The sequence below is a fragment of the Actinomadura sp. NPDC023710 genome, from assembly GCF_040639875.1.
Lineage (GTDB): Bacteria > Actinomycetota > Actinomycetes > Streptosporangiales > Streptosporangiaceae > Spirillospora > Spirillospora citrea.
This window is the reverse complement of record NZ_JBFAGB010000010.1, coordinates 217,557-240,691: the sequence shown is the minus strand read 5'-3', so window position 1 is coordinate 240,691 and position 23,135 is coordinate 217,557. Positions and strand designations below refer to the sequence as shown.

At 74.7% G+C, this 23,135-nt stretch carries 16 protein-coding genes and 1 pseudogene; 6 read left to right on the top strand and 11 right to left on the bottom strand.

The window, feature by feature from the left end; all coding sequences use genetic code 11:
* Positions 1–57 precede the first annotated feature (57 nt).
* On the bottom strand, positions 58–1,113 hold the full coding sequence (locus AB0H37_RS14450) for a S1 family peptidase (protein WP_360612958.1): 1,056 nt from the start codon (positions 1,111–1,113) through the stop codon (positions 58–60).
* 290 nt (positions 1,114–1,403) lie between these two features.
* Positions 1,404–2,480, bottom strand: a complete 1,077-nt coding sequence (locus AB0H37_RS14445) for a S1 family peptidase (RefSeq protein ID WP_360612956.1) — start codon at positions 2,478–2,480, stop codon at positions 1,404–1,406.
* Positions 2,481–2,734: 254 nt separating this feature from the next.
* Between AB0H37_RS14445 and AB0H37_RS14440 the strand changes: the two genes are divergently transcribed.
* Positions 2,735–3,688, top strand: a complete 954-nt coding sequence (locus tag AB0H37_RS14440; RefSeq protein WP_360612954.1) for an ornithine cyclodeaminase family protein — start codon at positions 2,735–2,737, stop codon at positions 3,686–3,688.
* 288 nt (positions 3,689–3,976) lie between these two features.
* Positions 3,977–4,582 carry a response regulator transcription factor gene (locus tag AB0H37_RS14435; protein ID WP_329088612.1) on the top strand — a complete coding sequence of 202 codons (606 nt, stop codon included), beginning with the start codon at positions 3,977–3,979 and terminating at the stop codon, positions 4,580–4,582.
* Between the two features lie 228 nt (positions 4,583–4,810).
* Here AB0H37_RS14435 and AB0H37_RS14430 read toward each other — a convergent pair.
* The 4 genes and pseudogenes from AB0H37_RS14430 to lanKC all read right to left on the bottom strand — a co-directional run.
* A pseudogene (locus AB0H37_RS14430) lies at positions 4,811–5,380 on the bottom strand (ATP-binding cassette domain-containing protein); the annotation flags it as partial.
* A gap of 893 nt (positions 5,381–6,273) precedes the next feature.
* Positions 6,274–7,959 carry an ABC transporter ATP-binding protein gene (locus AB0H37_RS14425; RefSeq protein ID WP_360612953.1) on the bottom strand — a complete coding sequence of 562 codons (1,686 nt, stop codon included), beginning with the start codon at positions 7,957–7,959 and terminating at the stop codon, positions 6,274–6,276.
* Positions 7,960–8,019: 60 nt separating this feature from the next.
* On the bottom strand, positions 8,020–8,130 hold the full coding sequence (locus AB0H37_RS14420) for a SapB/AmfS family lanthipeptide (protein WP_089315262.1): 111 nt from the start codon (positions 8,128–8,130) through the stop codon (positions 8,020–8,022).
* Between the two features lie 5 nt (positions 8,131–8,135).
* Positions 8,136–10,709 carry a class III lanthionine synthetase LanKC gene (lanKC, locus tag AB0H37_RS14415; protein WP_360612951.1) on the bottom strand — a complete coding sequence of 858 codons (2,574 nt, stop codon included), beginning with the start codon at positions 10,707–10,709 and terminating at the stop codon, positions 8,136–8,138.
* A 225-nt stretch (positions 10,710–10,934) separates the two neighbouring features.
* Between lanKC and AB0H37_RS14410 the strand changes: the two genes are divergently transcribed.
* Positions 10,935–11,723, top strand: a complete 789-nt coding sequence (locus tag AB0H37_RS14410; RefSeq protein WP_179836005.1) for an SDR family oxidoreductase — start codon at positions 10,935–10,937, stop codon at positions 11,721–11,723.
* Positions 11,720–12,784: a dihydrodipicolinate reductase gene (locus AB0H37_RS14405; protein WP_360612949.1), complete on the top strand. Its 1,065-nt coding sequence runs from the start codon at positions 11,720–11,722 to the stop codon at positions 12,782–12,784. Before AB0H37_RS14410 ends, AB0H37_RS14405 begins: the two co-directional genes overlap by 4 nt.
* A 10-nt stretch (positions 12,785–12,794) precedes the next feature.
* On the opposite strand, the gene AB0H37_RS14400 is transcribed toward AB0H37_RS14405, so the two are convergent.
* From AB0H37_RS14400 to AB0H37_RS14390, 3 genes are all read right to left on the bottom strand, one after another.
* Positions 12,795–13,622: a nitroreductase/quinone reductase family protein gene (locus tag AB0H37_RS14400; RefSeq protein ID WP_360612947.1), complete on the bottom strand. Its 828-nt coding sequence runs from the start codon at positions 13,620–13,622 to the stop codon at positions 12,795–12,797.
* Between the two features lie 298 nt (positions 13,623–13,920).
* On the bottom strand, positions 13,921–16,881 hold the full coding sequence (locus AB0H37_RS14395; protein WP_360612945.1) for an AAA family ATPase: 2,961 nt from the start codon (positions 16,879–16,881) through the stop codon (positions 13,921–13,923).
* 99 nt (positions 16,882–16,980) lie between these two features.
* Positions 16,981–18,234, bottom strand: coding sequence for a glycosyltransferase (locus AB0H37_RS14390; RefSeq protein ID WP_360612943.1), 1,254 nt, complete (start codon positions 18,232–18,234; stop codon positions 16,981–16,983).
* Between the two features lie 287 nt (positions 18,235–18,521).
* Between AB0H37_RS14390 and AB0H37_RS14385 the strand changes: the two genes are divergently transcribed.
* Positions 18,522–18,977 carry a peroxiredoxin gene (locus AB0H37_RS14385; RefSeq protein WP_360612941.1) on the top strand — a complete coding sequence of 152 codons (456 nt, stop codon included), beginning with the start codon at positions 18,522–18,524 and terminating at the stop codon, positions 18,975–18,977.
* A gap of 17 nt (positions 18,978–18,994) precedes the next feature.
* Here the strand turns inward: AB0H37_RS14385 and AB0H37_RS14380 are convergent, their stop codons facing one another.
* Positions 18,995–20,635, bottom strand: a complete 1,641-nt coding sequence (locus tag AB0H37_RS14380; protein ID WP_360612939.1) for a CocE/NonD family hydrolase — start codon at positions 20,633–20,635, stop codon at positions 18,995–18,997.
* A 167-nt stretch (positions 20,636–20,802) separates the two neighbouring features.
* Here AB0H37_RS14380 and AB0H37_RS14375 point away from each other — a divergent pair, with 167 nt between their 5' ends.
* Positions 20,803–21,864 (top strand): mechanosensitive ion channel family protein, encoded by a 1,062-nt coding sequence (locus AB0H37_RS14375; protein ID WP_329088632.1) that lies wholly within the window; start codon positions 20,803–20,805, stop codon positions 21,862–21,864.
* Here AB0H37_RS14375 and AB0H37_RS14370 read toward each other — a convergent pair.
* Positions 21,854–23,095: a lipase gene (locus tag AB0H37_RS14370; RefSeq protein WP_360612937.1), complete on the bottom strand. Its 1,242-nt coding sequence runs from the start codon at positions 23,093–23,095 to the stop codon at positions 21,854–21,856. The genes AB0H37_RS14375 and AB0H37_RS14370 overlap by 11 nt on opposite strands.
* Positions 23,096–23,135 lie beyond the last annotated feature (40 nt).

The window sequence follows — 23,135 nt, the reverse complement described above, 5'->3', positions numbered from 1 at the left end:
CCACGGGAGTCCGTGGCGGGGGCGGCCCGACGCTGCGGGGGAGCCTCCTGGGGTTCTTTAGTAGACGGACGCGCTGTACGCCGACAGCGGCTCGGTGATGGGCTGGAAGAAGGTCGTCCCGCCCGAGGAGCAGTTGCCGCTGCCGCCCGAGGTCAGGCCGAGCGCGGTGTTCCCGGCGAACAGGGAGCCGCCGCTGTCGCCCGGCTCGGCGCACACCGTCGTGCGGATGAGGCCGCTGACGCTGCCCTCCTGGTAGTTCACCGTCTGGTTGAGCGCGGTCACCCGGCCGTTGTGCAGGCCGGTGGTGCTGCCGCTGCGGTACACGGTCTGGTTGACCGCGGCGTTCCCGGCGCTGGTGATGTCGCGGGTGCCGCTGTAGAGGCTGACCGTGCCCTGCGTGTCGGTGGGCGTCGAGGAGTACGTGACGATGCCGTAGTCGTTGCCGGGGAAGCTGCTGCCGGCGGTGCGGCCCAGCGTCCGGCCCGAGCTGTCGGTCCAGGTCGAACCGATGTTGGTGCAGTGTCCGGCGGTGATGAAGGCGTAGCCGCTTCCCCTCCTGACGTTGAAGCCCAGCGAGCACCTGGCGCCGCCGGTGTAGATGGCCTCGCCGCCTCGGGTGAGCGTCTGGAACTTCCCGGCGACGCTCTCGGTGCGGACCGCCGCGCCCTGCCTGCTCGCGGCGGCGCGGACCTTCTTGAGCTCGGCGCCCTTGACCGTGCCGTCCACGCTGAGGACAACCTGGTTGCTCGCGGGGTCCACGGCCCAGGCGGTGCCCGGGACGGTCGCCTCGCGCTTGAGCGCGGCCTCGACCTTCTTCAGGTCCGCGCCGCTGCGCGCGACGGTCCGCGGCACCGCGCCCGCGGCGCGCACGGCCTGGGCGGCCTGCGCGTCGGTGACCGTGACGACCAGCTTGCCGTCCTTGAGGTAGGAGCCCGCGCTGCGGGTTCCGAGCTGGTTCGCCAGGGACGTCGCGACGTCGCCGGGAGCGGCCGGTGCGGCGGGAGCCGCCGGAGCCGCGGACGCGGTGGGAGCGGTGGCCAGGGTGGCGGCCACCAGGCCGGCCGCGGCCGTGGTGACGGCCGCGGCGCGGGCGCGCCTGTGACGGATCTTCACTTGTGCCTCCACGGGGGATAGGGCGCACCCGAGTGGTGCGCCGGAGGTCATCGACATGGTGTAAGAACAGTCAAGGCGGACGTAAGACGCAGAAGGTGACTAATTCGACACGTTCCCGTTGGCACTCTCGAAGCGGCGCCCGTGGTCAGTCCGGCAATGCCATCCGCCGTGCGCCGGGTAAGAACGATGTTCGGTCCCGGTCCTTTCGCCGGGGGCGGAAAAAGGACCGGGACCGAAACCTCTCCGGCTTCCCGCCGCCTGGGAGCTCCGGCGGGCCGCCGAGGGGCCGGCTAGTAGATCTCGACCCCGAACGCCGACAGCGGCTCGGTCACGGGCTGGAAGAACGTGACGCCCCCGGACGAGCAGTCACCGCTGCCGCCCGAGGTCAGCCCGACCGCGCTCGACCCGGCGAACAGCGGGCCGCCGCTGTCGCCCGGCTCGGCGCACACCGTCGTCTGGATGAGGCCGCTGACGCTGCCCTCCTGGTAGTTCACCGTCTGGTTGAGCGCGGTGACCTGCCCGTCGTGGACGCCGGTGGTGCTGCCGCTGCGGGTCACGGTCTCGCCGACCGTGGCCTCGGCGGCGCCGGTGATGTCCTGGAACTGTCCGTTGACCGTGACGCCGCCCTGCGTGTCCTCCGGGGTGGAGTCGTACTTGACGAGGCCGTAGTCGTTGCCGGGGAAGCTGCTGCCGGCGTTGCCGCCGAGCGCGCCTCCCGACTCGTCGGTCCAGGTGGAGCCCGCCTCGGTGCAGTGCCCCGCCGTCAGGAAGTAGTACTCGCTTCCCTTCTTGACGTTGAAGCCCAGGGAGCAGCGGGCGCTGCCGGTGTAGATCGGGTCGCCGCCGGCGGTGAACGTGCGGAACCTCCCCGCGACCCGCGTGGTGCGCACGGCCGCGCCCTGCTTGGTCGCGGCGCTGCGCACCTTGGTGAGCCGGGCGCCCTTGACCGTGCTGTCCATGGTGAGGACGACCTGGTTGGCGGCCGGGTCCACGGCCCAGGCGGTGCCCGGGACGGTCGCGTCGCGCTTGAGCGCGGCCATGACCTTCTTCAGGTCCGAGCCGCTGCGCGCGACGCTCTTCGGCACGGCCCCGGCGGCCCGGACCGCCTGCGCGGCCTTGGCGTCGGTGACCGTGACGACCAGGTTCCTGGTCGCCTGGTCCACGTAGGCGCCGGCGCTGCGGTCGCCGAGCCGCTGCGCCAGCTTCGCGGCCACCCCGCCGGTGTCGGACCGGGTGGTGACGCCCCCGCCGGGCGCGTCGAGGGTCGCGTTCGCGGCGGGGACGGCGACCAGGGCGGTCGCCACGAGCCCCGACGCCGCCACGGTGGCGGCGGCGGCTCCGCGGACGCGGGTAGGACGGATCTTCACTGTGCCTCCAGGGGGGATTGGGCGCGCCCGAATGGCGCGCCGGAGGTCACGGGTCATGCTGGAAGATTCCTGAACGCCCATGTAAGTCGAGAAAGTGACTAATCGACCATCTACGGATTGTCACAATGGGTGCGGGTTCCGTGGTCGATCCTCGGGGAGGACTGTCCGTTTAGCTGGTTTCGGGCGGGACGGGAGGTCCAATGAGGTGCCCTCCCGGGGTGACGCCGGCCTCGGGGGCGCGGGAGGATGGTCCGGTGACGCTCCTCTTGGCCCGTTCCATCCTTGAGTCGCTGCTCGACCCCGCCCCCTGCCTGGACGCCCTGCGCCGCGGCTTCACGGCCGGGGACGGCGGGGCCGCCGCCCGCCGGGTGATCGTCGAGCTGCCGGAGCAGGGCACCGCGACGGCGCTGATGCCGGGCGTGGTCGAGGGGATCCCCGCCTACACGGTGAAGGTGAACGCCAAGTTCCCCGGCAGCCGGCCGGCGCTGCGCGGCGTCGTCTGCCTGCACGACCTCGGGACCGGCGAGCTGCTGGCCCTGCTGGACTCGGCGACCGTGACCGCCTGGCGCACCGGCCTGGCCGCCGCGCTCGGAACCCACGTCCTGGCGCGCCCCGCGGCCGGCTCGGTCGCGGTGATCGGTGCGGGTGCGCAGGCCGAACTGGTCATGCGGGGCCTGGGCGAGCTGCGGGAGGTGCGCGGCCTCACCGTGTTCGACCTGGACGCCGCCCGCGCCGCGGACTTCGCCGCGCGGCACGGCGCCCGGCTGGACGCGCCCGCGACCGTGGCGCCCGACCCGCGCGCCGCCGTCCGGGACGCCGGGATCGTCGTCCTGGCGACCTGGGCGCGCCGCCCCCTGCTGCACGCCGCCGACGTGGCCCCCGGGACGCACCTCACCTCGCTCGGCGCGGACCAGCCCGGCAAGGCGGAACTGGGGGCCGACCTGCTGGAGGGCGCCCGCGTCGTCGTCGACGACGTCCCCCTGGCCGTCGAGATGGGCGTGCTGGCGGGCGCGGGCCTGGACGTCGAGCACGCCGCCGGGACGCTGCGCGACCTGATGCGCGGCCAGGTGCCCGGGCGGGTGAAGGACGGCGAGGTCACGGTGTACGCGCCCGTCGGGCTGCCCTGGCAGGACCTCGTGCTGAGCTGGACGGCCTACACCGCGGCCCGCGCCGCGGGCGCCGGCGCGGAGTTCGATTTCCTCGGCTGAACCGGTTTCGGCCCATCAGGTGTACAGCCGCTAATTGGCGGAATACCCAGCGCTGGATTCCTGGTTTTCCCGGTGTCTTTACAATGACGCAGTGAATAGTGTTGGCTCCGTCCGGTAAGACTTCAGTAGTCGCGAGGCCTGTCGAAGGTGACCTAATGAAAATTCGATTTCGCGCTGACCGAATCTCCGGCAGCCCTTCTCGGCCACCGCCCTGACTTCACACCAGAAGCGCGTTCGGTGATTGTTCCCTTCTCAGGCCGCGGACGGGTGGCCGTGTTGGAGACGAAAATGATTCGGATTCTGCTCGCGGAGGGGGCGCCTCTCCTGCGCAGCGGGCTGGTCGCCCTGTTCGACCGGGTGAAGGACCTCGACGTGGTGGCGGCGGTCGGCTCGGGCGATCAGGTGCTCCGCACGGCGCGCAGACGGCGGCCCGACGTCGCGCTCATCGACGTCGGGCTGCCCGGCCTGGACGGATTCACGGCCGCCCGGGCGTTACGCGAGGCCGTCCCGGAGTGCCGCACCGTCCTCATGGCGGGCCGCTGCCGTACCGGCGACCTGCGGCGCGCGGTGGACGCGCGGGCGGCCGGGCTCGTGCTGAAGGACACCTCGCCGGGCGAACTCGTGGACGCGATCAGGCGGGCGGCCGAGGGCGCGCGCGTCATCGACCCCGACATGGCCTTCACCGAACTGGGCTCGGCTCAGAGCCCGCTCACCGAACGGGAGATCGAGGTCCTCACCCTGGCGTCACGGGGCGCTTCCGCGGCGCAGATCGCCGAGGACCTCGTCCTGACGATCGGCACCGTCCGCAACCACCTCTCCCGCATCAACCGCAAGATCGGCGCGGAGAACCGGGTCCAGGCCATCCGGATCGCCGAGGACGCCGGGTGGCTGTGAGCCCTCCTCCCAGCGGCCGATCAGGTCCCGGTACAGCGGGCACACCGCGGGCAGGTCCGCGTGCCGCCCGAGGTGGGCGCGGGTCCCGTCCAGCACCAGGACGCGGCGGGCGCGCATCGCCGAGCTGATCCGGTGCGCGATGACGACCAGCGTGCCGGGCCGCCGCGCGAACGCCTCCTCCATCCGCGCCTCGGCGGCCGGGTCGAGCCGGTACGCGGCCTCGTCCAGGATGACGACGGGCTGCGGCGCGAGGTAGGCCCGGCACAGCGCGACGCACTGCCGCTGCGCCTCGGTCAGCGCGCCGGGCTCCAGCCGCGCCCCGTACCCGCCGAGGTCGCGGACGAGCGGCGCCAGCCCCAGCGCGTCCACGGCCCGGCCCGCCTCGCACGGGCCGGCGTCCGGCGCGTGGTAGGTGAGGTTGTCGAGGAGGGTGCCGCTGAAGACGTACGCCTCCTGCGGGACGAGCACCCGGCGGCCGGGGTCGCCCGCCGGCCGCCCGTCCACCAGCACCTCGCCCGCGCCGGGCGCGGCCAGCCCCGCGATCAGCGCCGCCAGCGTCGACTTGCCGATCCCGCTCGGCCCCACCACGGCCAGGTGGTCGCCGGGCGGGACGACCAGGTCCAGGTTCTCGATCACCGGCCGCGCGCCGTCCCCGTAGGCGAAGGTCACGCCGCGCAGCTCCACCGCCGGGGCCCCCGGCACGGGCGCGGCGGGCTCGGGCGGGACGGGCGCGTCCGGCGCGCCCGTCTCCAGGATCCGGCCGAGCGTCACCGCCAGCCGCAGCCCGCTGCCGCCCATCCCGTGCACGAGCGTGCGCAGCGCCGGCTGCAACCCGTGCAGGACGTAGGTCAGCGCGCCGATCACCGTCCCCGCCGTGGCGCCGCGCCGCATCAGCCACGGCGCCGCCGCGAGGACCAGCAGCAGCGGCAGCCAGCCGCTCACCGCGAGGGCGACGGCGCGCACCGCCGCGAGCCGCGCCACCGCGCGCCCGGCCGCCGCCTGCGCCTCCACGGCGGCGCCCAGTTCCGCCCGCAGCAGGTCCTCGCCGCCGCACCCGACGGCGTCCCGCAGCCCGGCGGCCAGGGCGGTGGTCCGTTCGGCGATCTCCTCCTCGCCGACGACGAGCTCCCGCTGACGCGCGGCCGCCCTCCCGAACACCGCCCCGAACAGCGCCAGCCCGAGCACGAGCGGCGGCAGCACCAGCGCCACCACCTCCGGCGTCATCGTCGCCAGCCCCAGCAGCGCCGCCCCGGCCGTGAACGCGAACCCGCGCGCGACGACGAGCAGCCCGCCGAACGTGTCCCGGACGATCTCCACCTGGTGGGTGAGCCGCGCGACCGCGCCCGTGTCGGGCCGTCCCCGCAGCGACCGGTGCAGCGCCCCCGTCGCGACCCGCCTCACCAGGTCGTCCCGGAACGGCTCCACGATCGCGGCCAGCGCCGGATACAGCCGCCGACTCCCGACCGCCCCCACCAGGGCCGACACGGCGAGGGCGCCGAGCCAGGCGACCGCGGCGGACGCGCGGCCCGTCCGGAACGCGTCGGTGGCCTCCCCGACGGCCCGCCCGAACACCGCCGTGGGCACGGCCTCCACCGCCGACCACCCGGCGGCCCGCGCCACCGCCCGCGGGCGCGCCCGGACGGCGTCCCCGGCACCGCGCCACAGGACCCGCGCCGCCTCCCGCCTCCCGATCACGCCGGACCCCCGAAGACCGCGCGGTAGTCGGGGTCCGGCCAGAGGACCTCGTGCGGGGCGACCCGGCGGACGCGGCCCTCGTGCAGCCAGACGACCAGGTCGGCGCGGGCGGCGGTGGAGGCGCGGTGGGCCACGATCAGGCGGGTCCGGTCGGCGAACCGGTCGAGCAGCGCGTCGGTGATCTGCAGTTCGGTCACGGTGTCGAGGCTGGAGGTCGCGTCGTCCAGGACGAGGACGCGTCCGGCGTGGGCGAACGCGCGGGCCAGGCCCACGCGCTGCAGCTCCCCGCCGGACAGCGGCGCCTCCGCGAGCGGTGTGCCGTAGCCCCGCGGGAGGCGGCGGATGAAGCCGTCGGCGCGGGCGGCCCGCGCCGCCTCGCGCAGCCAGGTGTCCGGCGGGCGCGAGGGACCGAAGGCGATGGCGTCGCGGACGGTCGCGCCGAACAGCGCGGGCCGGGCGAAGGCGTAGCCGATCTCGCGGCGCAGCGCCGTCCGGCCGAGCCGGGGGAGGGGCGTGCCGTCCAGCAGCACCTCGCCGCGGTCGGGGTCGGCGAGCCGCCCGGCGAGCGCGGCGAGCGCGGAGGCGCCGGAGCCGGAACGCCCCACGACGGCGACGGCGCGCCCGCCGGGGACGGTGAGGTCCAGGCCGTCCAGTGCGCCGGGGACGGCGACCCCGCGGAACTCCAGGCGGCCGGGGCCCGGCGGGACGTCGCCGGTGCCGTGGCGCCGCGCGGGCCACGCCAGGATCTCCGCGGCGCGGCGGGCGCCGGCGCGGGCGCGGCCGAGGCGGAGCAGCTGGGTGAGGACGGGCCCGAACCCGGCGGCGAGCCCCGCGTACTGGACGGTCGCGACCAACTCGCCCGGCGTGACGCGGCCCGCCGCGAGCTCGGCGCCGGCGATCCCGACTGCAGCGACCTGCAGGAGCAGCAGCGCCAGCAGGCCGCGCGCCGCGATGCCGCCCTGCACCCGCCACATCGCCTCGCCCTCGGCGCGCAGGCCGGGGAGGGGGCCGAGGATGCGCGCCGTCTCGCGTCCCGCCGTGCCGGCGGCGGCGATCGTCCGGGTCCCGGCGATGGCCTCGGCGAGGCGGCCCGCGATCGTGCCCTGGACGGTGAGGTAGCGGTGCGCGGTCGCGGTGATGTCGCGGACGAACGCGCGCATCAGCAGCGCCACCGCCGGCAGTGCGGCCGCGATCGCCGCCGCGATCCGCCAGTCGATGAGGCAGAGGGCGGCGAGCGCCCCGGCGGCCGGCAGCAGCCCGGCCGCGGCCTCGGTCGCGGCGGCGGGCGCCACGCCCGCCTCGGCCGCGCCGCCCACCATGCGTCCGGCCACGTCCCCCGGCGGGACGCGCGGCGCCGGGCCCGCCGCCAGCAGGTGCCGGACGAGGGTGTGCCGCAGCCACGCCGTCGCCCGCGCGGCCGCGCAGCCGGTCGCGAGCTCCGACAGCACCTCCGCCGCCGCGGACGCCGCGACCAGCGCGACGCAGGGCCACAGCGCGGCCGAGGCGGGGGTCCCGCCCGGCGGGACCGCGTCGATCGCGCGGGCCAGCGCGAACGGGAGCAGGACGGCCGCCGCCGCGTCCGCCAGGGCGGTGGCCGCGACGAGCGCCGTCCAGCCGCGGGCGCGGCCGGCGGCGCGCAGCAGCAGCCGGTCCGCGCCGGGCGCCGGGGGAGGGGAGGTCATGGGGTCTCCAAACACGGTGGCGGCCACGGCCCCGGAAGGGGGCCGTGGCCGCCAGCGTCATCACAGGCAGATCGTGATGCTGTGGGAGCTGTGGCAGAGCAGGCTGAGGCTGCTGTTGCCGCCGCCGCCGCCGTTCTCGCTCACCATCCCCTGAAGGTCGAGAAGCGCCATGTTCTTCACCTCCTTTCGGGCTGGATAGAGGTGGCCGCCGCGGGGGTCCCCGCGGGGGGTCGGTGCGCCGTCCCGAGGAACGGCAGTCCGGGGGCCGGGTCGTGGAGGGCCGCGCCGAGCGCGAGCAGCACCCCGGCGGTGCCGGTCGCGAGGTCCATCGACAGCCGGTACATGTGCTCGCCCGGCATCGCCAGCCCGCCCGCGTACGGCAGCGCGTGCCAGGCGAGGTCGCGGACGTGCCCCTCCACGCGCGCCCCGTCCGCCGGGTCGAGGCCCGACCGGGCGTGCCGGGCCAGGTGGAGCAGCATCCCGGCACGCCCGCTGAACAGGCTCGGCTGCGCGTAGTACCGGGACGTCGCGGCGAGGCGGACGGCGTCGCGCGCCGCCTCGAACCGCTCGTCCGCCCGGTGGGCCAGGTACTCGTCCAGGACGAGGCCGATGCCGACGCTGCCGCGGCCGAGGTAGGGCAGCACCCGGCTGCCCTGGTCGACGTGCAGGGCGCCGTTGTGGTCGGTGACGCAGGCGGCGAGGTCGCGGTGCAGCGCGGCGGCGGCCAGGTCGAGCAGCTCGGGGTTCCCGTCGCGCTCGTAGGCGCGGACGAACATCAGCGCCGCGCCGGCGCCGCCGTGCATGAGGCCGGGACGCGCGCCGCCCCCTCCGCCGGACCGCTCCGCCACGATCTCCACGCAGCGGCGGGCCGCCTCGCGCAGGAACGCGTCGCCGGTCGCGCCGGCGAGGTGGTCCAGGACGAGCGCGACTCCGGGCAGGCCGCCGTAGAGGTCATCGCCGAGCCGCTCCCACCGTTCGCCCAGGCAGTGCCGGGCGGCGGTGAGCGCGGCGTCCCGGTGGCCGAGGCGGGACAGCACGTACGCGGCGCCCATCAGGCCGTCGTACAGCCCGATCCCGGTTCCGCGGCGCGGGTTCGCCGCCCGCTCCGCCAGCCACTCCTCGTGGGCCGGGACCCGGCCGGCGCCCGTCGCGTCCAGCGCGTACAGGACGCCGGCGGCGCCGTGCGCGAGCCCGAGCGACGCGCCGGAGAACTGCTCCACGTCGCCGGGGAAGAGCCGGTCGGCGCGCTCGGGGGTGGCGCTCTCGAGGATCGCCCGCGCGAGGGCGTCCCTGGCGCGCTCCCAGCCGGGGGCGTCCGGGGTGAACGCCGGCGCGGGGGCGGGCACGACGTCCCGGGCGATCTGCGCGACCGCCTCGTCCAGGAACGCCCGGGGGACGGGGAAGTTCTCGGCGATCAGGTCGGCGAGCTGCCGCGCCTTGCCCCGGTCGATCACGAACAGCGTGGTCAGCGGGACGAACAGGGCGAGCCGCAGGCAGGCGAGGCTGTAGCGGTCCACCTCGGCGCCGCGCCGGTCGGGCGGGGCGAGGAACGCGGGGTTGGCGAGGGTCTGCCGGCCGCCGTCGGCCGCGGGCGCCGCCGTCTCGAAGTCGATCAGCGCGACCGAGTCGTCCGGGCGCACCATCACGTTGAACATGTGCAGGTCGTTGAAGACCACGCCGCGCTCGTGGATGGCGGCGATGACGCGTTCCACCCCTGCGTGGACGTGCAGCGCCCATGTGGTGTACTCGGCGGTCTTCGCGGGATCCGGCTCGGGATCGAGCATCGGGTGCCGTTCGGCGAAGAAGGTGTTGAGCGTGCGCCCCTCGATGAACTCCTGGACCAGGAAATGGTGCTCGCCGAGCGTGAACCAGTCGAGAACGGCGGGCACGCCGTCGATGCCGTCGAGCTTTTCCAGAATGTCCCGCTCACGCCGGAGCCGGGTCACCGCGTCCGCGCCGTCGGCGGCGAGGCCCGCATAGGGGCGCCCTTCTTTCAGTACCACCTTCGTGCCGCTCCGGGTGTCGGTCGCCGCGTAGACACCGCCCCCGTTGGAAAAGTGGAGGGCCGTGTCGATCCGGTAGGGCAGATCGGTCGTCGTCGTGGCGCCGCGTGCCTTGAAATGCGCTTCCAGGCAGTCGGGAAGGCTCACCCAGCCGGGGACGGAGAAGACGGGATCGCGCCGGTCCGGCACCAGTTCCCCGGAGCCGTCGCGCAGCGCCGGCACGAGCCGCCCCTGCTCGTCCAGGCACCGGCGCTCCGCGAAGCCGCCGTACCGCACGTGCAGCGGGCCCTCACCGATGCGCAGGTCGCTGAGGATGTACGGGCCGGGGAGGCCGTCCAGCCGCGCGCCGAGCCCGGCGAGCACCTCCGCCAGTTCGCGCTCGTCCTCAGGGTAGATCGTGACGAGCTTCCCGCTCGCCCCGCGCGGCGCGTACTTGGCGTTGCGCCTCCGGAGCGTCCCCGGGCCGCGCAGGTGCTTGAACTCGATTCCCTGGGCGACGCAGTATTCCCACGTGCCGGCGAGCGACTCCTCCGCGCTTTCCGGGCACCCCGAGACGTGCACTTTCCAGCCCTGCTCGGGGGCGCGCTGCACCGGCGGAACATAGACGACCCACTCGTCGCCGAAGACCTTTTCCCAGCCCTCGGGGAGTTCCCGCCGAGTGATGTCGAAGTCGGTGCTACGGGCCACCGGCGGAGCATCGTAAAAGAGCTCGTCTGCGAGGCAGTAAAGCTCGTACCCCTTGTCCACGGCCGGTTTCCCCTTTCCCGTGCGCCGGTTGCCGGAACGCACAGGGGAAAGAATTGCAGGCATGTCGGAAATGGACTAGTAGCGGACATCACGAATGACCCGTGAAGATGTACCGTCCGCCGGCGTGCGCCCGTCACGCGCCGCCCGTCACACTGGTATTGAAACAGGTTCTAGTTCCTGCGTAGGCTGTGCGGGCGGCGAGGCGACGGACCGGAGGTGACACCGGTGATCTCGGAGCGGTTCCGAATCGACGGCAGGGTGGCGGTGGTGACCGGCGCGGGCCGGGGGATCGGAGCGGCCACCGCGGTCGCGCTCGCCCAGGCGGGCGCCGACGTGGTGATCTCCTCCCGGACGCGCGAGCAGCTCGACGAGGTCGCCGCCGGGATCGAGGCGGCCGGGCGGCGGGCCCTGGTCGTCCCCTCCGACCTGGCCGACCCCGAGACCGCCGCCGAGCTGGCGGACCTCGCCGCCGGCGAGTTCGGCCGCCTGGACATCGTGGTGAACAACATGGGCGGCGCCATGCCCGCCGCCTTCCTGGACACCTCGCCCCGGCACATGGAGAAGGCGTTCCGCTTCAACGTGGGCACCGCGCACGCGCTGACCCGCGCGGCCGTCCCGCACCTGCTGAAGGCGGACGGCGGCAGCGTCGTCAACATCTCCTCGGCCATGGGGCGCATCGCGGGCCGCGGTTACCTCGCCTACGGCAGCGCCAAGGCGGCCCTCGCCCACTACACCCGGCTCGCCGCGTTCGACCTGGCCCCGCGCGTGCGCGTCAACGCCGTGGCCGTCGGCTCCGTCGCGACGTCCGCGCTCGACGTCGTCATGACCAGCGACGAACTGCGCACCGAGATGGAGCGCAGGACGCCGCTGCGCCGCGTCGGCGAGCCCGAGGACGTCGCCGCCGCCGTCCTCTACCTCGCCGCGCCCGCCTCCGCCTACGTCACCGGCAGCGTGCTGCGCGTGGACGGCGGCATCGAGGCCCCCAACCTCGACCTCGGCCTGGAGGATCTGTGACCTACCGCGTCGTCCAGTGGAGCACCGGCAACGTCGGGCGGCACGCGATCGCCGGCATCGACGCCCGCCCCGACCTCGAACTCGCCGGGGTGTGGGTCTCCAACCCGGCCAAGGTCGGCCGGGACGCCGGCGACCTGGCGGGCCTCGGCCGCGACCTCGGCGTCACCGCCACCGGCGACGCCGAGGCGCTGCTGGCCCTGCGGCCCGACTGCGTCGTCTACACCTCGATGGCCGACGTCCGGCTGATGGAGGCGATCGACGACCTGTGCCGCATCCTGCGCGCCGGGGTGAACGTCGTCTCCAGCAGCCCGGTGTTCCTGCAGTTCCCGGACGGCGTCGTCCCGGCCGGGATGTCGGACCCGGTGCGGGAGGCGGCCGCGGCCGGCGGGGCGTCCGTCTTCGTCAACGGCATCGACCCCGGCTTCGCCAACGACGTGCTCCCGCTCGCCGTCACCGGCATCAGCGAGCGCATCGAGCAGGTCCGCTGCATGGAGATCCTGAACTACAACACCTACGACCAGGCCACGGTCCTGTTCGACATCATGGGCTTCGGGCGCCCGCTGGACGACGCGCCGATGCTGCTGCAGCCCGGCGTCCTCACCATGGCGTGGGGGAGCGTCGTCCGGCAGATCGCCGCCGGCCTCGGCGTGGAACTGGACGGGATCACCGAGGGGCACACCCGCCTCCCCGCGCCCGAGACCTTCGCCGTCTCCGCCGGGACCATCGAGAAGGGCACGGCCGCGGCGCTGCGGTTCGAGGTGCGGGGCATGCGCGGCGGCGAGGCCGTCGTCGTCCTGGAGCACGTCACCCGGCTCCGCGACGACCTCGCCCCCGACTGGCCGCAGCCCGCGGGCGCGGGCAGCTACCGGGTCGAGGTCCGCGGCGAGCCGAACTACACGGTGGACCTGCGGCTCCTCGGCACCGACGGCGACCACAGCACCGCGGGCCTGAAGGCCACCGCGATGCGCCTCGTCAACGCCGTCCCCGCCGTCGTCGAGGCGCCCCCCGGCCTGCTCACCGCCCTGGACCTGCCGCTGATCCCCGGCCGCGGCCTCCTCTAGGAGCCCGCTCCTAGAACTCCAGGGCGTCCAGGAGCGGGACGAGCCGCTCCTCCTCGCGGTCGAGATGCGCCCCCAGGGCGGCGGTGAGCCGGTCGACCTCGGCGAGCAGCGACGCGGAGTCGCCGGCGTCGAGGACGCGGCGCAGCTCCTCCAGCAGCGCGCTGACCGTCGCGTGCTCGTCCCTCAGCTCCGCCAGCGCCGGGGCCAGCTCGGGGTGGCGCCGCTCCAGCAAGGGGAACATCTGCTGGTCCTCACCCATGTGGTGGTGACCGAGCCCCTGGCACATCGTCAGGCAGTTGACCCTCAGCTGAGCGCCCACGGCGGCCCCGGAGGCGGCGACCTCCTTGCGGATCAGCTCCAGCTCCCCGCGGAACGCGTCGTGCACCGCGACCAGCATGGCGCTGGGCGACTCCGGCCCGGAGGGCGGCCCGGCGGCGACCTGGACCAGGGCGACGACGGGGAGCGTCCGTCCCGACTTCTCCTCGTACCCGGCCCAGCCGGGATCGGCCTCGGCGGCCCGGGCGAAGGCGCGGTCGCGCTCGTCCCCTTCCAGGACGACCGCGTCGGCCTCGTAGGTGAAGGCGCCGCTCTCGACCGTGACGCGCGGGTTCGCGACCAGGTTGTGGAACCAGGCCGGGTTCCTCGGCGCGCCACCGGCCGAGCCGATGACCAGGACGCGCCCGACGCCGTCGGGCAGGTAGCCGAGCGGCGTCGTGTGCGGGGCGCCGCTCCGCGCCCCGGTCGTGGTCAGCAGGAGCAGCCGCCCGCCCTCGAACGGGCCGCCGACCCGTCCGCCGTTCGCGCGGAACTCCTCGATGATCTGCTTGTTGAAATCCATGTGTCTCCTGTTTTCGGGCATGGCGAACAAGCCACGGAAAGAACGCGCGGCCGTGGCTTCGGAAAGGTGGTACAAGGGCATGCCGAAAGCGCGGGCATGCCCGATGACGTCGCGCTGCGCGCGCGAAGAACGGTGCGCAGCGCGCGCGGAAGATGAAGAGAAAGGGGGAGTGGAAGAGGCGGGCCTCGGGCCCGCCGCGGCCTCATTCGGAGGCCGGGAACCTCACTCGCTCGTGGCCCATGGCCGACCCGGCAGTCACGAAATGCACATTACCGGCGCCCGGTCCGGAATGGCAAGATCAGGTGCCCTCGCGGTGGGCGACGGCGGCGGCCTGGGTGCGGCTGGAGACGTTCAGCTTGCCGAGGATGTTCGACACGTGCACGCTCGCCGTCTTGGGGGAGATGAACAGCGCCGCCGCGATCTCCCGGTTGTTGCGGCCCTCGGCGACGAGCTTCAGCACCTCCCGCTCCCGTCCGGTGAGGGAGTCGAGCGGACCGGACACCGCGGTCCGGGGCGCCGCGCCCGCGCGGCCGGTCCCGAGCCGGGCGCGGACGCCGAGGTCGCGCAGCGCGGCCAGCAGCGGCCTGGCACCGAGCCGTTCGGCGGCCTGCACGGCCGCCCGCCACTGCACGGCGGCCTCGTCCCGGTCGCCGTTCTCGGCCAGCGCCTCCGCCAGCCGCCACCGCGACCGCGCCACCTCGTAGACGAACCCGCCGTCGGAGTCGCCGTAGGTGAACAGCTCGGCCGTCCTGCGCCACAACTCCACGTCGTGGACGCCGTCCAGGCGGCGGCGCTCGGCCTCGGCGCGCGCCAGCCAGCCCTGCCCCTCCCAGCCGAGCCAGGCGCGCGGCTGCCCGTCGACGTTGACCGCGACGACGCTGCGCGCGATCCGCAGGAGCATGTCGCCGGTCTCCCGCGCCGCCCGCAGCGCCTCCTCGTCCCCGGCGGCGCGGGCCCGGGCCGCCCGGTCGGCCTCCGCCCAGAGCCCGGTCGCCGCGATGCGGATGGCCCCGACCGTCTCGATGTAGACGGTGTCGAGCACGTCGCGGACGTGCTCGGCGGCCGTCTCGGGGTCGCCGTGCCACAGCGCCTGCTCGGCGGCGAGCCCCCGGGAGAGGTAGTTGACGAACCCGTCCTGCGCCCGCAGCGGAGCGATCCAGCGCAGCCGCTGCTCGACCGTCGGGGCGCCCTGCGCGACCTCCAGGAACAGGGCGTACGCCGACACCTGCGCCTCGGGCGTGCGGACGACCTGGACCGCGAACTCGTCGGCGAGCCGGCCCGCCTCCGCCCAGTCCCCCGACGTGTAGTGGACGAGGTAGCGCAGGGACCGCAGCACGATGCCGAACGTGCTCCACACGAGGCCGTTGTCCACGGCGAACTTCACGCCCGCGTCGGCCGCGCGGACCGCGCCCGCGAGATCGCCGCGGTCGAACTTCGTCCGGGCGAGGTGGAACGAGGCCCGCATCGCGATCATGGAGCTGTCGCCGGCCGCCGCGGCCAGCTCGTGGGCGCGGGCGAACACCTCCGCGACGCCGGTGTCGGCCTCCCGCGACTCGCGGTACAGGCCGAGCGTGACCAGCAGGCTGGCCTCGGCGCCGGTGGCGCCCGCCTCGCGCGCCGTCTCGATGGCGCGCTCGGCGAATTCGGGCATCTCCCCGGCCGCGTCCCGGTACATCAGCGTCCGGGCGTAGGTGGCGAGCGCGTCGGCGCGCTCGACGGTGGGCGGGTCGGCCGGCAGCATCGCCACCGCCTCCCGCGCCACCGCCTGCGACTCGGCGTCCTCGTCGATGTCGCCGAGGTAGCCGGCCAGGTGCTCGCGCAGCAGGCAGCCGAGCCGGACGTCGGCGGGGTCGGCCGCGGCCAGCACCCGGCGCAGCCGGTGCACCGCCCGCCGCAGCTCGCCGGCCCGCGCGGACGCCTGGGCGGCCGCCAGCGACAGGCGCATCCGGTCCGTGCCGGCGGCGGCCTCCGGGTCGGCGACGGCGTCCCACAGCTCCAGCGCCCGGTCGTAGTGCTCGTAGGCCTCGGCGGGCGCGGCGAGGCGGTCGGCCTCCCTGCCTGCCCGGACCGACGCGGCGAACGCGGCGGGCAGGTCGTGCGCGGCGAGGCTGTGGTGCGCCAGCTCGGCGGCCGACCCGCGCGTGCCGTCGGGGAGGCCGACCAGGAGCCGGGCGAAGTCGGCGTGCAGCCGGGTCCGCTCGCCGGGCAGCAGGTCGGCGTAGACGGCCTCGCGCAGCAGCGCGTGCCGGAACGTGTACCCGGCGCCGGACGGGACGAGCAGCTGGTGCGACACCACCTCGCGCAGCGCCTCGCCGACCGTCGCCTCGTCCAGCCCCGCCACGACGCGGACCAGTTCGTCGTCGACGCGGCGCCCCGCCACGGCCGCGACCCGCACCACCCGCTGGCCCGCGTCCGACAGCCGCTCGATCCGCGACAGCAGCAGGTCGGCGAGCGCGGACGGCAGCCCGGCCGCCCCGTCGTCCCCGGCGCCCCCGACGTCCAGGCCCGAGGAGTACAGCTCGGCGGCGTAGAAGGGGTTGCCCTCCGAGCGGCGGTGCACCCGCTCGACGGTCCGCGCCGTGACCGGGGCGGACCCGCGCGCCAGCTCGGCGAGGTACTGGGCCGTCTCGCCCCGGCCGAACGGGCGGACCTCGACGCCCGTCACGTTCGGCAGCCGCAGCAGCTCGGCGACCACGGGCCGCAGCGGGTGCCGCCGGTGCAGGTCGTCGGACCGGTACGTCCCGACGAGGCAGACCCGCTCGCGCTGCAGGACGCGGCTGAGGAACGTCAGCAGGTGCCGCGTCGACCGGTCGGCCCAGTGCAGGTCCTCCAGGACCAGCAGCACGGGCCGCTCGTCGCCCAGTTCCCCGAGCAGGCCGAGCACCGCGCCGAACAGCTGCTGCTGGCCGAGCTCGGATCCCGCGCCGGGGCCGCCCTCGCCGTCGGGCAGCAGGCGCGCGAGCGCGGGCCGGGCGTCGAGCGCGGAGCGGACCTCGTCCGACTCCGGCGTCCCGGCGTGCGCGGCGGCCCACAGGGCGTCGGTGAGCGGCAGGTAGGGCATGCTCTCGCCCAGCTCGGCGCACTGCCCGACGAGCACGGCGCAGCCGCGGTCGACGGCGGCGGCGGTGAGCGCGGACACCAGGTGCGTCTTGCCGACCCCCGCGTCCCCGCTGACCAGCACGACGCCCGCGCTGCCGGCGGCGGCGCGGTCCAGCGCGGCGGTCAGCTCCGCGAGCTCCGCCGCCCTGCCGATCAGCATGAACTGCCCTTTCTGGTCATCTCGGTCGAGTATTCCATCCGGGGGGACGTGAACGGGCCCCGGACCGGGAGGGTCCGGGGCCCGCAGGGACGGTGCGCGTCAGCCGACGAGGGCGGGGGCCTTGCCGGTCTCCTGCCCCGCCTCGTCCTCCTCCGCCGGCTCCGGCTCCGGGACGGGCAGCACCTTCAGGTACGCGCGGAGCGTCTCGGCGGCGACCCGCTCCAGGGAGTAGCGGGAGCGGGCGCGGTCGCCGGCGGCGATCGAGTAGCCGTGCAGGGTGGTGTCCTCCGACAGCAGCTGCCGGATCGCCCGCCCGATCACGACCGGCCGCCCCGCCGGGACGTGGATGCCGGTGATGTGGTCCAGGACCTCGTCGGCGTTGCCGCCGACCGGGGTCGCCACCACGGGGACGCCGCAGGCCATGGCCTCCAGCGGCATCGCCGGGGACGGCTGGTGCGGGGCCAGGCAGAGCGCGAGGCTCGCGGTCCGCAGCAGCTTCGGCAGGGTCTTGCGGGGCAGCCGCCCGAGGAAGATGACCCGGTCGGCGACGTGCAGCTCCTTGGCCAGCAGCCGCAGCCGGTGGACGGCCGAGTCGTGCTCCAGGTCCTCGCGCTCCGGGCCGCCGGCGACGGCCAGCTCGGCGTCGGGGACGTGCACCAGGGCGCGCAGCGCGGTCTCGGCGTCGGCGCCGAGGTCCTCGCTGACGATCACCAGGCGGGGCCGGTCGCCGTGCGGCATCGCCGGGCCGACCTGCGAGAAGTGCTCGGAGTCCACGCCGTAGGGGACGACCGAGACCGACGGCCGCGGGACGCCCGTCCGCACGACCGCGGTGGCCTCCTCGGCGTGCCCGGCCAGGACCAGGTCGGCGTCCCGCCCGATGGCCTTCTCCAGGCGGTCGCGGTGCGGGTGGACCTGGCGTCCGGCCTGCCGCTCGACGGCGGCCACGCCGTGGTAGCTCTGCACGAAGGGGATGCCGAGCTCGCGGGCGACGGCGCAGGCGGCCAGGCCGCCGATCCAGCCGTGCGCGTGCACGATGTCGGGGCGCGCCGAGCCGGACCAGCGGCGACGCAGCCCGTCGGCGAAGTCGCGCAGGTGCTGGAGCAGTTCGTCGTCCGACAGCGGGCGGGCGGGGCCGGCGTCCAGGTTCACCTGGGAGGCGCCCGGCGCGAGCCGGACGCGACCGCGGGCGGCCCTGTCCTGGCGGCGCGTGTAGACCGTGACCTGGTTCGGCTCACCGTCGGCGACCAGCGGACGGGTGAGGGAACGAGCGAGATCCCGGACGTGGACTGACTGCAGGTGCTCGCCGTCAAGGTCGGAGGCGGACACCAGAGCGATGTGAAGCGGGCGATGCATGACGGATCCTCCGGGACTACGCAGGGGAAGCTCGGAGGTATCTGCGTCGTAGACACCTGCTCGGTCAGTTTCCTATCCCTCCCCCCTCTCCGTCAAACCTGACGAAACGGAATACCTGCCCCCGGCGCCGGCGGGAGGCCGCTCACCCTGCGGCGATACTTTTTCCGACGGACGACGAACCGGTCCGGTTCATGGCGTACGGCGCGAACCCGTCCCGCGACGGGTTCCGCGCCCGCGGCCCCAGGGCCGCCGGGGAGGTCGCGGCCCTGCTCGGCTAGGTTCGACCCATGAAACCCGGTGATGTCGTCGACGACTTCGAACTCCCGGACGAGACGGGCGAACCGCGCACCCTGACCGGCCTGCTGGCCGGGGGCCCGGTGGTCCTGTTCTTCTACCCGGCGGCCATGACCCCCGGCTGCACCGCCGAGGCCTGCCACTTCCGCGACGTGGTCGCCGAGCTCGCCGAGGCGGGCGCCCACCCGGTGGGCATCAGCGCGGACCCGGTCGGCAAGCAGAAGGAGTTCGCCGACAAGCACTCGCTCGGCTACCCGCTGCTGTCCGACCCGTCCGGCGAGGTCCGCGCGCGCTTCGGCGTCAAGCGCTCCGTGGCCCTCATGCCGACCAAGCGCCAGACCTTCGTCATCGACACCGACCGCAGCGTCCTGGCGGTCGTCAAGAGCGAGGTCCGCATGAACACCCACGCCGACAAGGCGCTGGAGGCCCTCAGGGCCCGCCGCGGCTGACCCCGCCGCCCCGCCGTTCAGCGGACGATCGGCAGCATGATCGCGGACGGGTGGCCGGGGGCGTGGAAGATCTCCTGGTCGGCGGTGAGCATCTCGGTGGCGCTGCCGATGGGGGCGCCGGTGCCGGAGTTGCGGGCCACGCGGGGATAGGCGCCGCTGGCGACCTGCACGCGGACGCGGTGCCCCTGGCGGAAGCGGTGCCCGACCGGCCAGAGTTCGACGGCGACGCGGCGGACGCCGTCGGGTCCGGGCTCCGGGGTGCCGGGGACGAGGCGGCGCATGCCCTCGCACAGGTTGAGGGACTCGCCCTCGGGGGTGACGTCGCAGAGCCGCACGACGAAGTCGGTGTGGTCGCGGTTCGAGCGGACGTGCAGGTCGGCGGTGACCGGGCCGATGACCTCCAGGTCCTCGTCCAGGACGCCCGAGGTGAAGGTCAGCACGTCCCGGCGGCGCTCCAGGCGCTTCTGGTCGGTGGACGGGTGCGTCTCGCCGAGCAGGGTGGGGCCGCCGAGGAACGGCGTGGGGTGGTTCGGGTCGTAGCGGTAGACGTCGGGGTCGGACTCCGGCGGCTCGTCGGGGGACAGGGCGCCCGCCGGGTGCAGGTGCCAGCGCTCCTCGCGCATGCCGGGGACGGGCCAGTCGGGGAACTCGCGCCACTCGTCCGCGCCGGTGACGAAGATCCGGACGGGCTGCGCGCGCAGGCCGGACGGGTCGTCCAGCAGGTGGGCGCGGAACCACGCGATGGCGTCGGCGACCGAGCCGCGCATCATGCGCTGGTCGGCGTGGAACCAGGGGCCGATCGTCAGGTAGGGGCGCCGGCCGGCGGCGCGCAGGGCCGCGTAGTCCTTCATCTGCCAGGGCAGGAAGATGTCGTACCAGCCGCCCGTCATGTTCACCGGCGCGGTGACCTGTGACACGGTGGTGCTGAAGTCGCGCTTGTCCCAGAACGGGGTGTCGGGGCCGTTGACGAGCAGGTCCTGGAAGAAGCGCTGCTGCCCGCCGGTCGCGAGCCGGTCCAGCTCGGCCAGCGGGCGTCCCGACAGGGTGGCGCGGCGGGCGCGGCGCGGCGACATGATGCCGGTCGTGATGCCCGACAGGGAGCTCTTCATCCGCGCGGTCAGGTCGACCCAGATGAGCGCCGACTCCAGCGCGAAGGTGCCGCCGACGTTGACGGCCTCCCGGAAGGTGGACGCCGTGACCTGCATCGACAGCGCCTTCAGCTCGGGTCCGGCCTCGGCGGCGACGGCCCACTGGACGTAGCCGAGGTAGCTCGGCCCGTGCATGGCGAACGTGCCGCCGAACCACGGCTGTGACGTCAGCCACTCGATGGTGGCGAGCCCGTCCTCCCGCTCGTCCAGCGCCTCGAAGACGCCGCCGGACCCGAAGCCGCCGCGCACGCTCTGCACGACGGCCTGGAACCCGTGCGAGGCGAACCCCTGCCCGCACATGAGGCCGAACGGCCCGCGCCGCCCGTAGGGCGAGCGGACCAGGACCGTCGGCGCCCTCTCGACGTCGGCGGGCGAGTACCGGTCGGCCAGCAGCGTCACGCCGTCGGCGGCCGGCACCTCCAGGTCCCGCTCGACCGTCACCCGATGGGGGCCGTTCCGCAATCCCAGCGCCGTGACCCCGAGCCGGCGCATCATTCCCACGCCTACCACTTGATCGATCGTAACGGGCAGGTCCCCGGGCCCTGGAGCCAGATGTGCCGTGATGTGCCTCGCAGTGCCTCGGGTCTTCACTACGATCAGGGACTCGTAACACGCAAAACGGAAATTTCAACGGGGCGGCACCGTGCTCCCCGGACAGAGGGGGAATCTTCCACGTCATGGCTGACCTGGGCGATCTGAGCTGGCATCGGGTTGTGGGAGCCGCCGCCGTGCTGGTGGTCGCGGTCGGGATCGCGGTGATCCTGCGGCTTCTGACCGGCCGGCTGTTCCGGCGCGCGGGCGACACCCGGTGGGCGTGGGACGACCTGGCCGCCCGCCTGGTCAAGGACCTGGCGGTGCCCGTCTCGGTGCTGCTCGGCCTGTGGGGCGCGGCCCGGGTGCTGGACCTGCCGCGGGGCACGCTGGACGTGACCGCGAAGGTGCTCACGGCCGCCGCGATCCTCATCGTCTCGCTGGCGATGGCCCGGCTGATCGCGGGCTCGGTCACCTCGATCGCGCTGGCCCGGCAGGGCGTCGCGGCCAATGTGACGATCTTCGCGAACATCACCCGGGTCGTGGTGCTGTGCGTCGGCGTCCTGGTGATGCTGCAGAGCCTCGGGATCTCGATCTCGCCGCTGCTCGGCGCCCTGGGCGTGGGCGGTCTCGCGGTGGCGCTCGCCTTGCAGGACACGCTGGCCAACCTGTTCGCGGGCGTGCACGTCCTGGCGTCCAAGACGATCGAGCCCGGCGACTACATCAAGCTGAGCAGCGGCCAGGAGGGGTACGTCGTCGACATCAACTGGCGCAACACCTCCATCCGGACGCTGTCGGACAACATCGAGGTCATCCCGAACCAGCGGTTCTCCGACACGATCCTCACCAACTACCACCGCCCCGCCGAGGACATGTCGCTGCTGATCCAGGCCCGCGTGGCCTACGAGAGCGACCTGGAGCGCGTGGAGAGCGTGGTCGTCGAGGTCGGCCAGGAGGTCATGAACGAGGTGCAGGGCGGGGTGAAGGACAGCGAGACCCTGGTGCGCTTCCACACCTTCGGCGACTCGTCGATCGGCTTCACCGTGATCCTGCGGACCGACGAGTTCGGCGACCAGTTCCGCCTGAAGCACGAGTTCGTCAAGCGGCTGCACCGCCGCTTCGTCAAGGAGGGCATCGAGATGCCCTACCCCCGCCGCCAGCTCATCCTGCCCGACGGCGAGGGCGCGCACGGTCTGGTCAGCGGATGAACCGGACGTCGGGGTGGCGGGGCGACGGACGGTCGAGGATCGGGCGGTGCCGTCCGAGCAGCGCCCGGTCGAAGAACGCGGTGACGTAGGCCCGCACCGACGCGGTCATCCGTCCCGGGTCGACCGTCCCGATGAGGGCGGCGCGGTCCTCGGCGGGGATGTCGAGCTCGCCGTCCAGCGCCGGAAGGACGGACTGGACGTCGGTGTAGGAGTAGTGGCTCGCGGCGGGGACGTTCAGATCGCGCTTCCAGCCGGTCGAGCGGCTCCAGAACGATCCCCAGGACGGGGTCGTCCGGTGCGTCTGCGGAGAGCCGCCCGTGGCGGCCCCCATCAGCATGAACGCGCGGTCGAGCCCCGTCTCGGCGACCCGCACGAAGTCGTCGTCGGCGTACTGCATGGTGCCGTCCATGTCGATGCCCGCGTCCACCCGCCGGTCGGTGCGCATGGCCTCGGCCGCCTCGATGCCGCCCGCGGAGTGCCCGACCATGCCGACCCGGGACAGGTCGAGGGCCCGCCCGAGACCGCCGGGCAGGGCCCGTCCCTCGGCGTCGGGGTTGCGGCCGGCCCGCAGGGCGGCGAGCCGGTCGAGGACGAGGCGGGTGTCCTTCACGCGCGCGTCCAGCGCGGTCTTCAGCCGCTGCGGCCCCTGCGGGGGGAGGCGCTGCCCCTCGACCCGCCCGCCGGGGAACTCGACCGGGGCGGTCTCGTAGGTGTGGTCAACGGTCACCACGACGTAGCCGCGGGCGGCCAGCTCCTCGGCGATCGTGGTGCCGAGCGCGCGCGGGACGCCGAACCCGGGGGAGTACAGGACGACGGGCCGCGCGCGCCGCGCGTCCGCGGGGGCGCCCTCGGCGGCATGGGTCCGGGCGCCCGCCCAGTCGACCGTCCCGGCCTTGAACACGCCGAGCGCGTCGACCTCCGAGAGCGCCTTCGCGACTCCGGGGCGCAGGTACGGCGCGGTCGGCCCGGAGCCCCGGGCGGCCGGGTACCAGACGCTGACCATCAGCTCGCGTGTCCGGTCGGGCACCCACGGGTCGGCGCGGCCGGCGTCCACGAGGTGCAGCTCGGTCGTCCCGATGGCCTGGTGCGGGCCCGTGGGGCGGGGCAGCTCGAACCCGGCGGGCGCGGTGGCGGCGGTCTTGGTGGCGTGGGCGGAGGTGCCGCACGCGGACAGGGCGAGGGGCAGGACGGCCGCGGCCGCGAGCAGGCGGCGGGGTGCAGGTGATCGCATCGCCCCAGCCTTCCGGCCGCGGGCCGCTTCCGATCATGGT

Excerpts from the sequence above, each read along its gene's own strand:
- AB0H37_RS14435 (WP_329088612.1), top strand. The coding sequence starts at position 3,977 with ATGATTCGGATTCTGCTCGCGGAGGGGGCGCCTCTCCTGCGCAGCGGG.
- AB0H37_RS14425 (WP_360612953.1), bottom strand. The coding sequence starts at position 7,959 with ATGACCTCCCCTCCCCCGGCGCCCGGCGCGGACCGGCTGCTGCTGCGC.
- AB0H37_RS14420 (WP_089315262.1), bottom strand. The coding sequence starts at position 8,130 with ATGGCGCTTCTCGACCTTCAGGGGATGGTGAGCGAGAACGGCGGCGGC.
- AB0H37_RS14400 (WP_360612947.1), bottom strand. The coding sequence starts at position 13,622 with ATGGATTTCAACAAGCAGATCATCGAGGAGTTCCGCGCGAACGGCGGA.
- AB0H37_RS14395 (WP_360612945.1), bottom strand. The coding sequence starts at position 16,881 with ATGCTGATCGGCAGGGCGGCGGAGCTCGCGGAGCTGACCGCCGCGCTG.
- AB0H37_RS14390 (WP_360612943.1), bottom strand. The coding sequence starts at position 18,234 with ATGCATCGCCCGCTTCACATCGCTCTGGTGTCCGCCTCCGACCTTGAC.
- AB0H37_RS14385 (WP_360612941.1), top strand. The coding sequence starts at position 18,522 with ATGAAACCCGGTGATGTCGTCGACGACTTCGAACTCCCGGACGAGACG.
- AB0H37_RS14375 (WP_329088632.1), top strand. The coding sequence starts at position 20,803 with ATGGCTGACCTGGGCGATCTGAGCTGGCATCGGGTTGTGGGAGCCGCC.
- AB0H37_RS14370 (WP_360612937.1), bottom strand. The coding sequence starts at position 23,095 with ATGCGATCACCTGCACCCCGCCGCCTGCTCGCGGCCGCGGCCGTCCTG.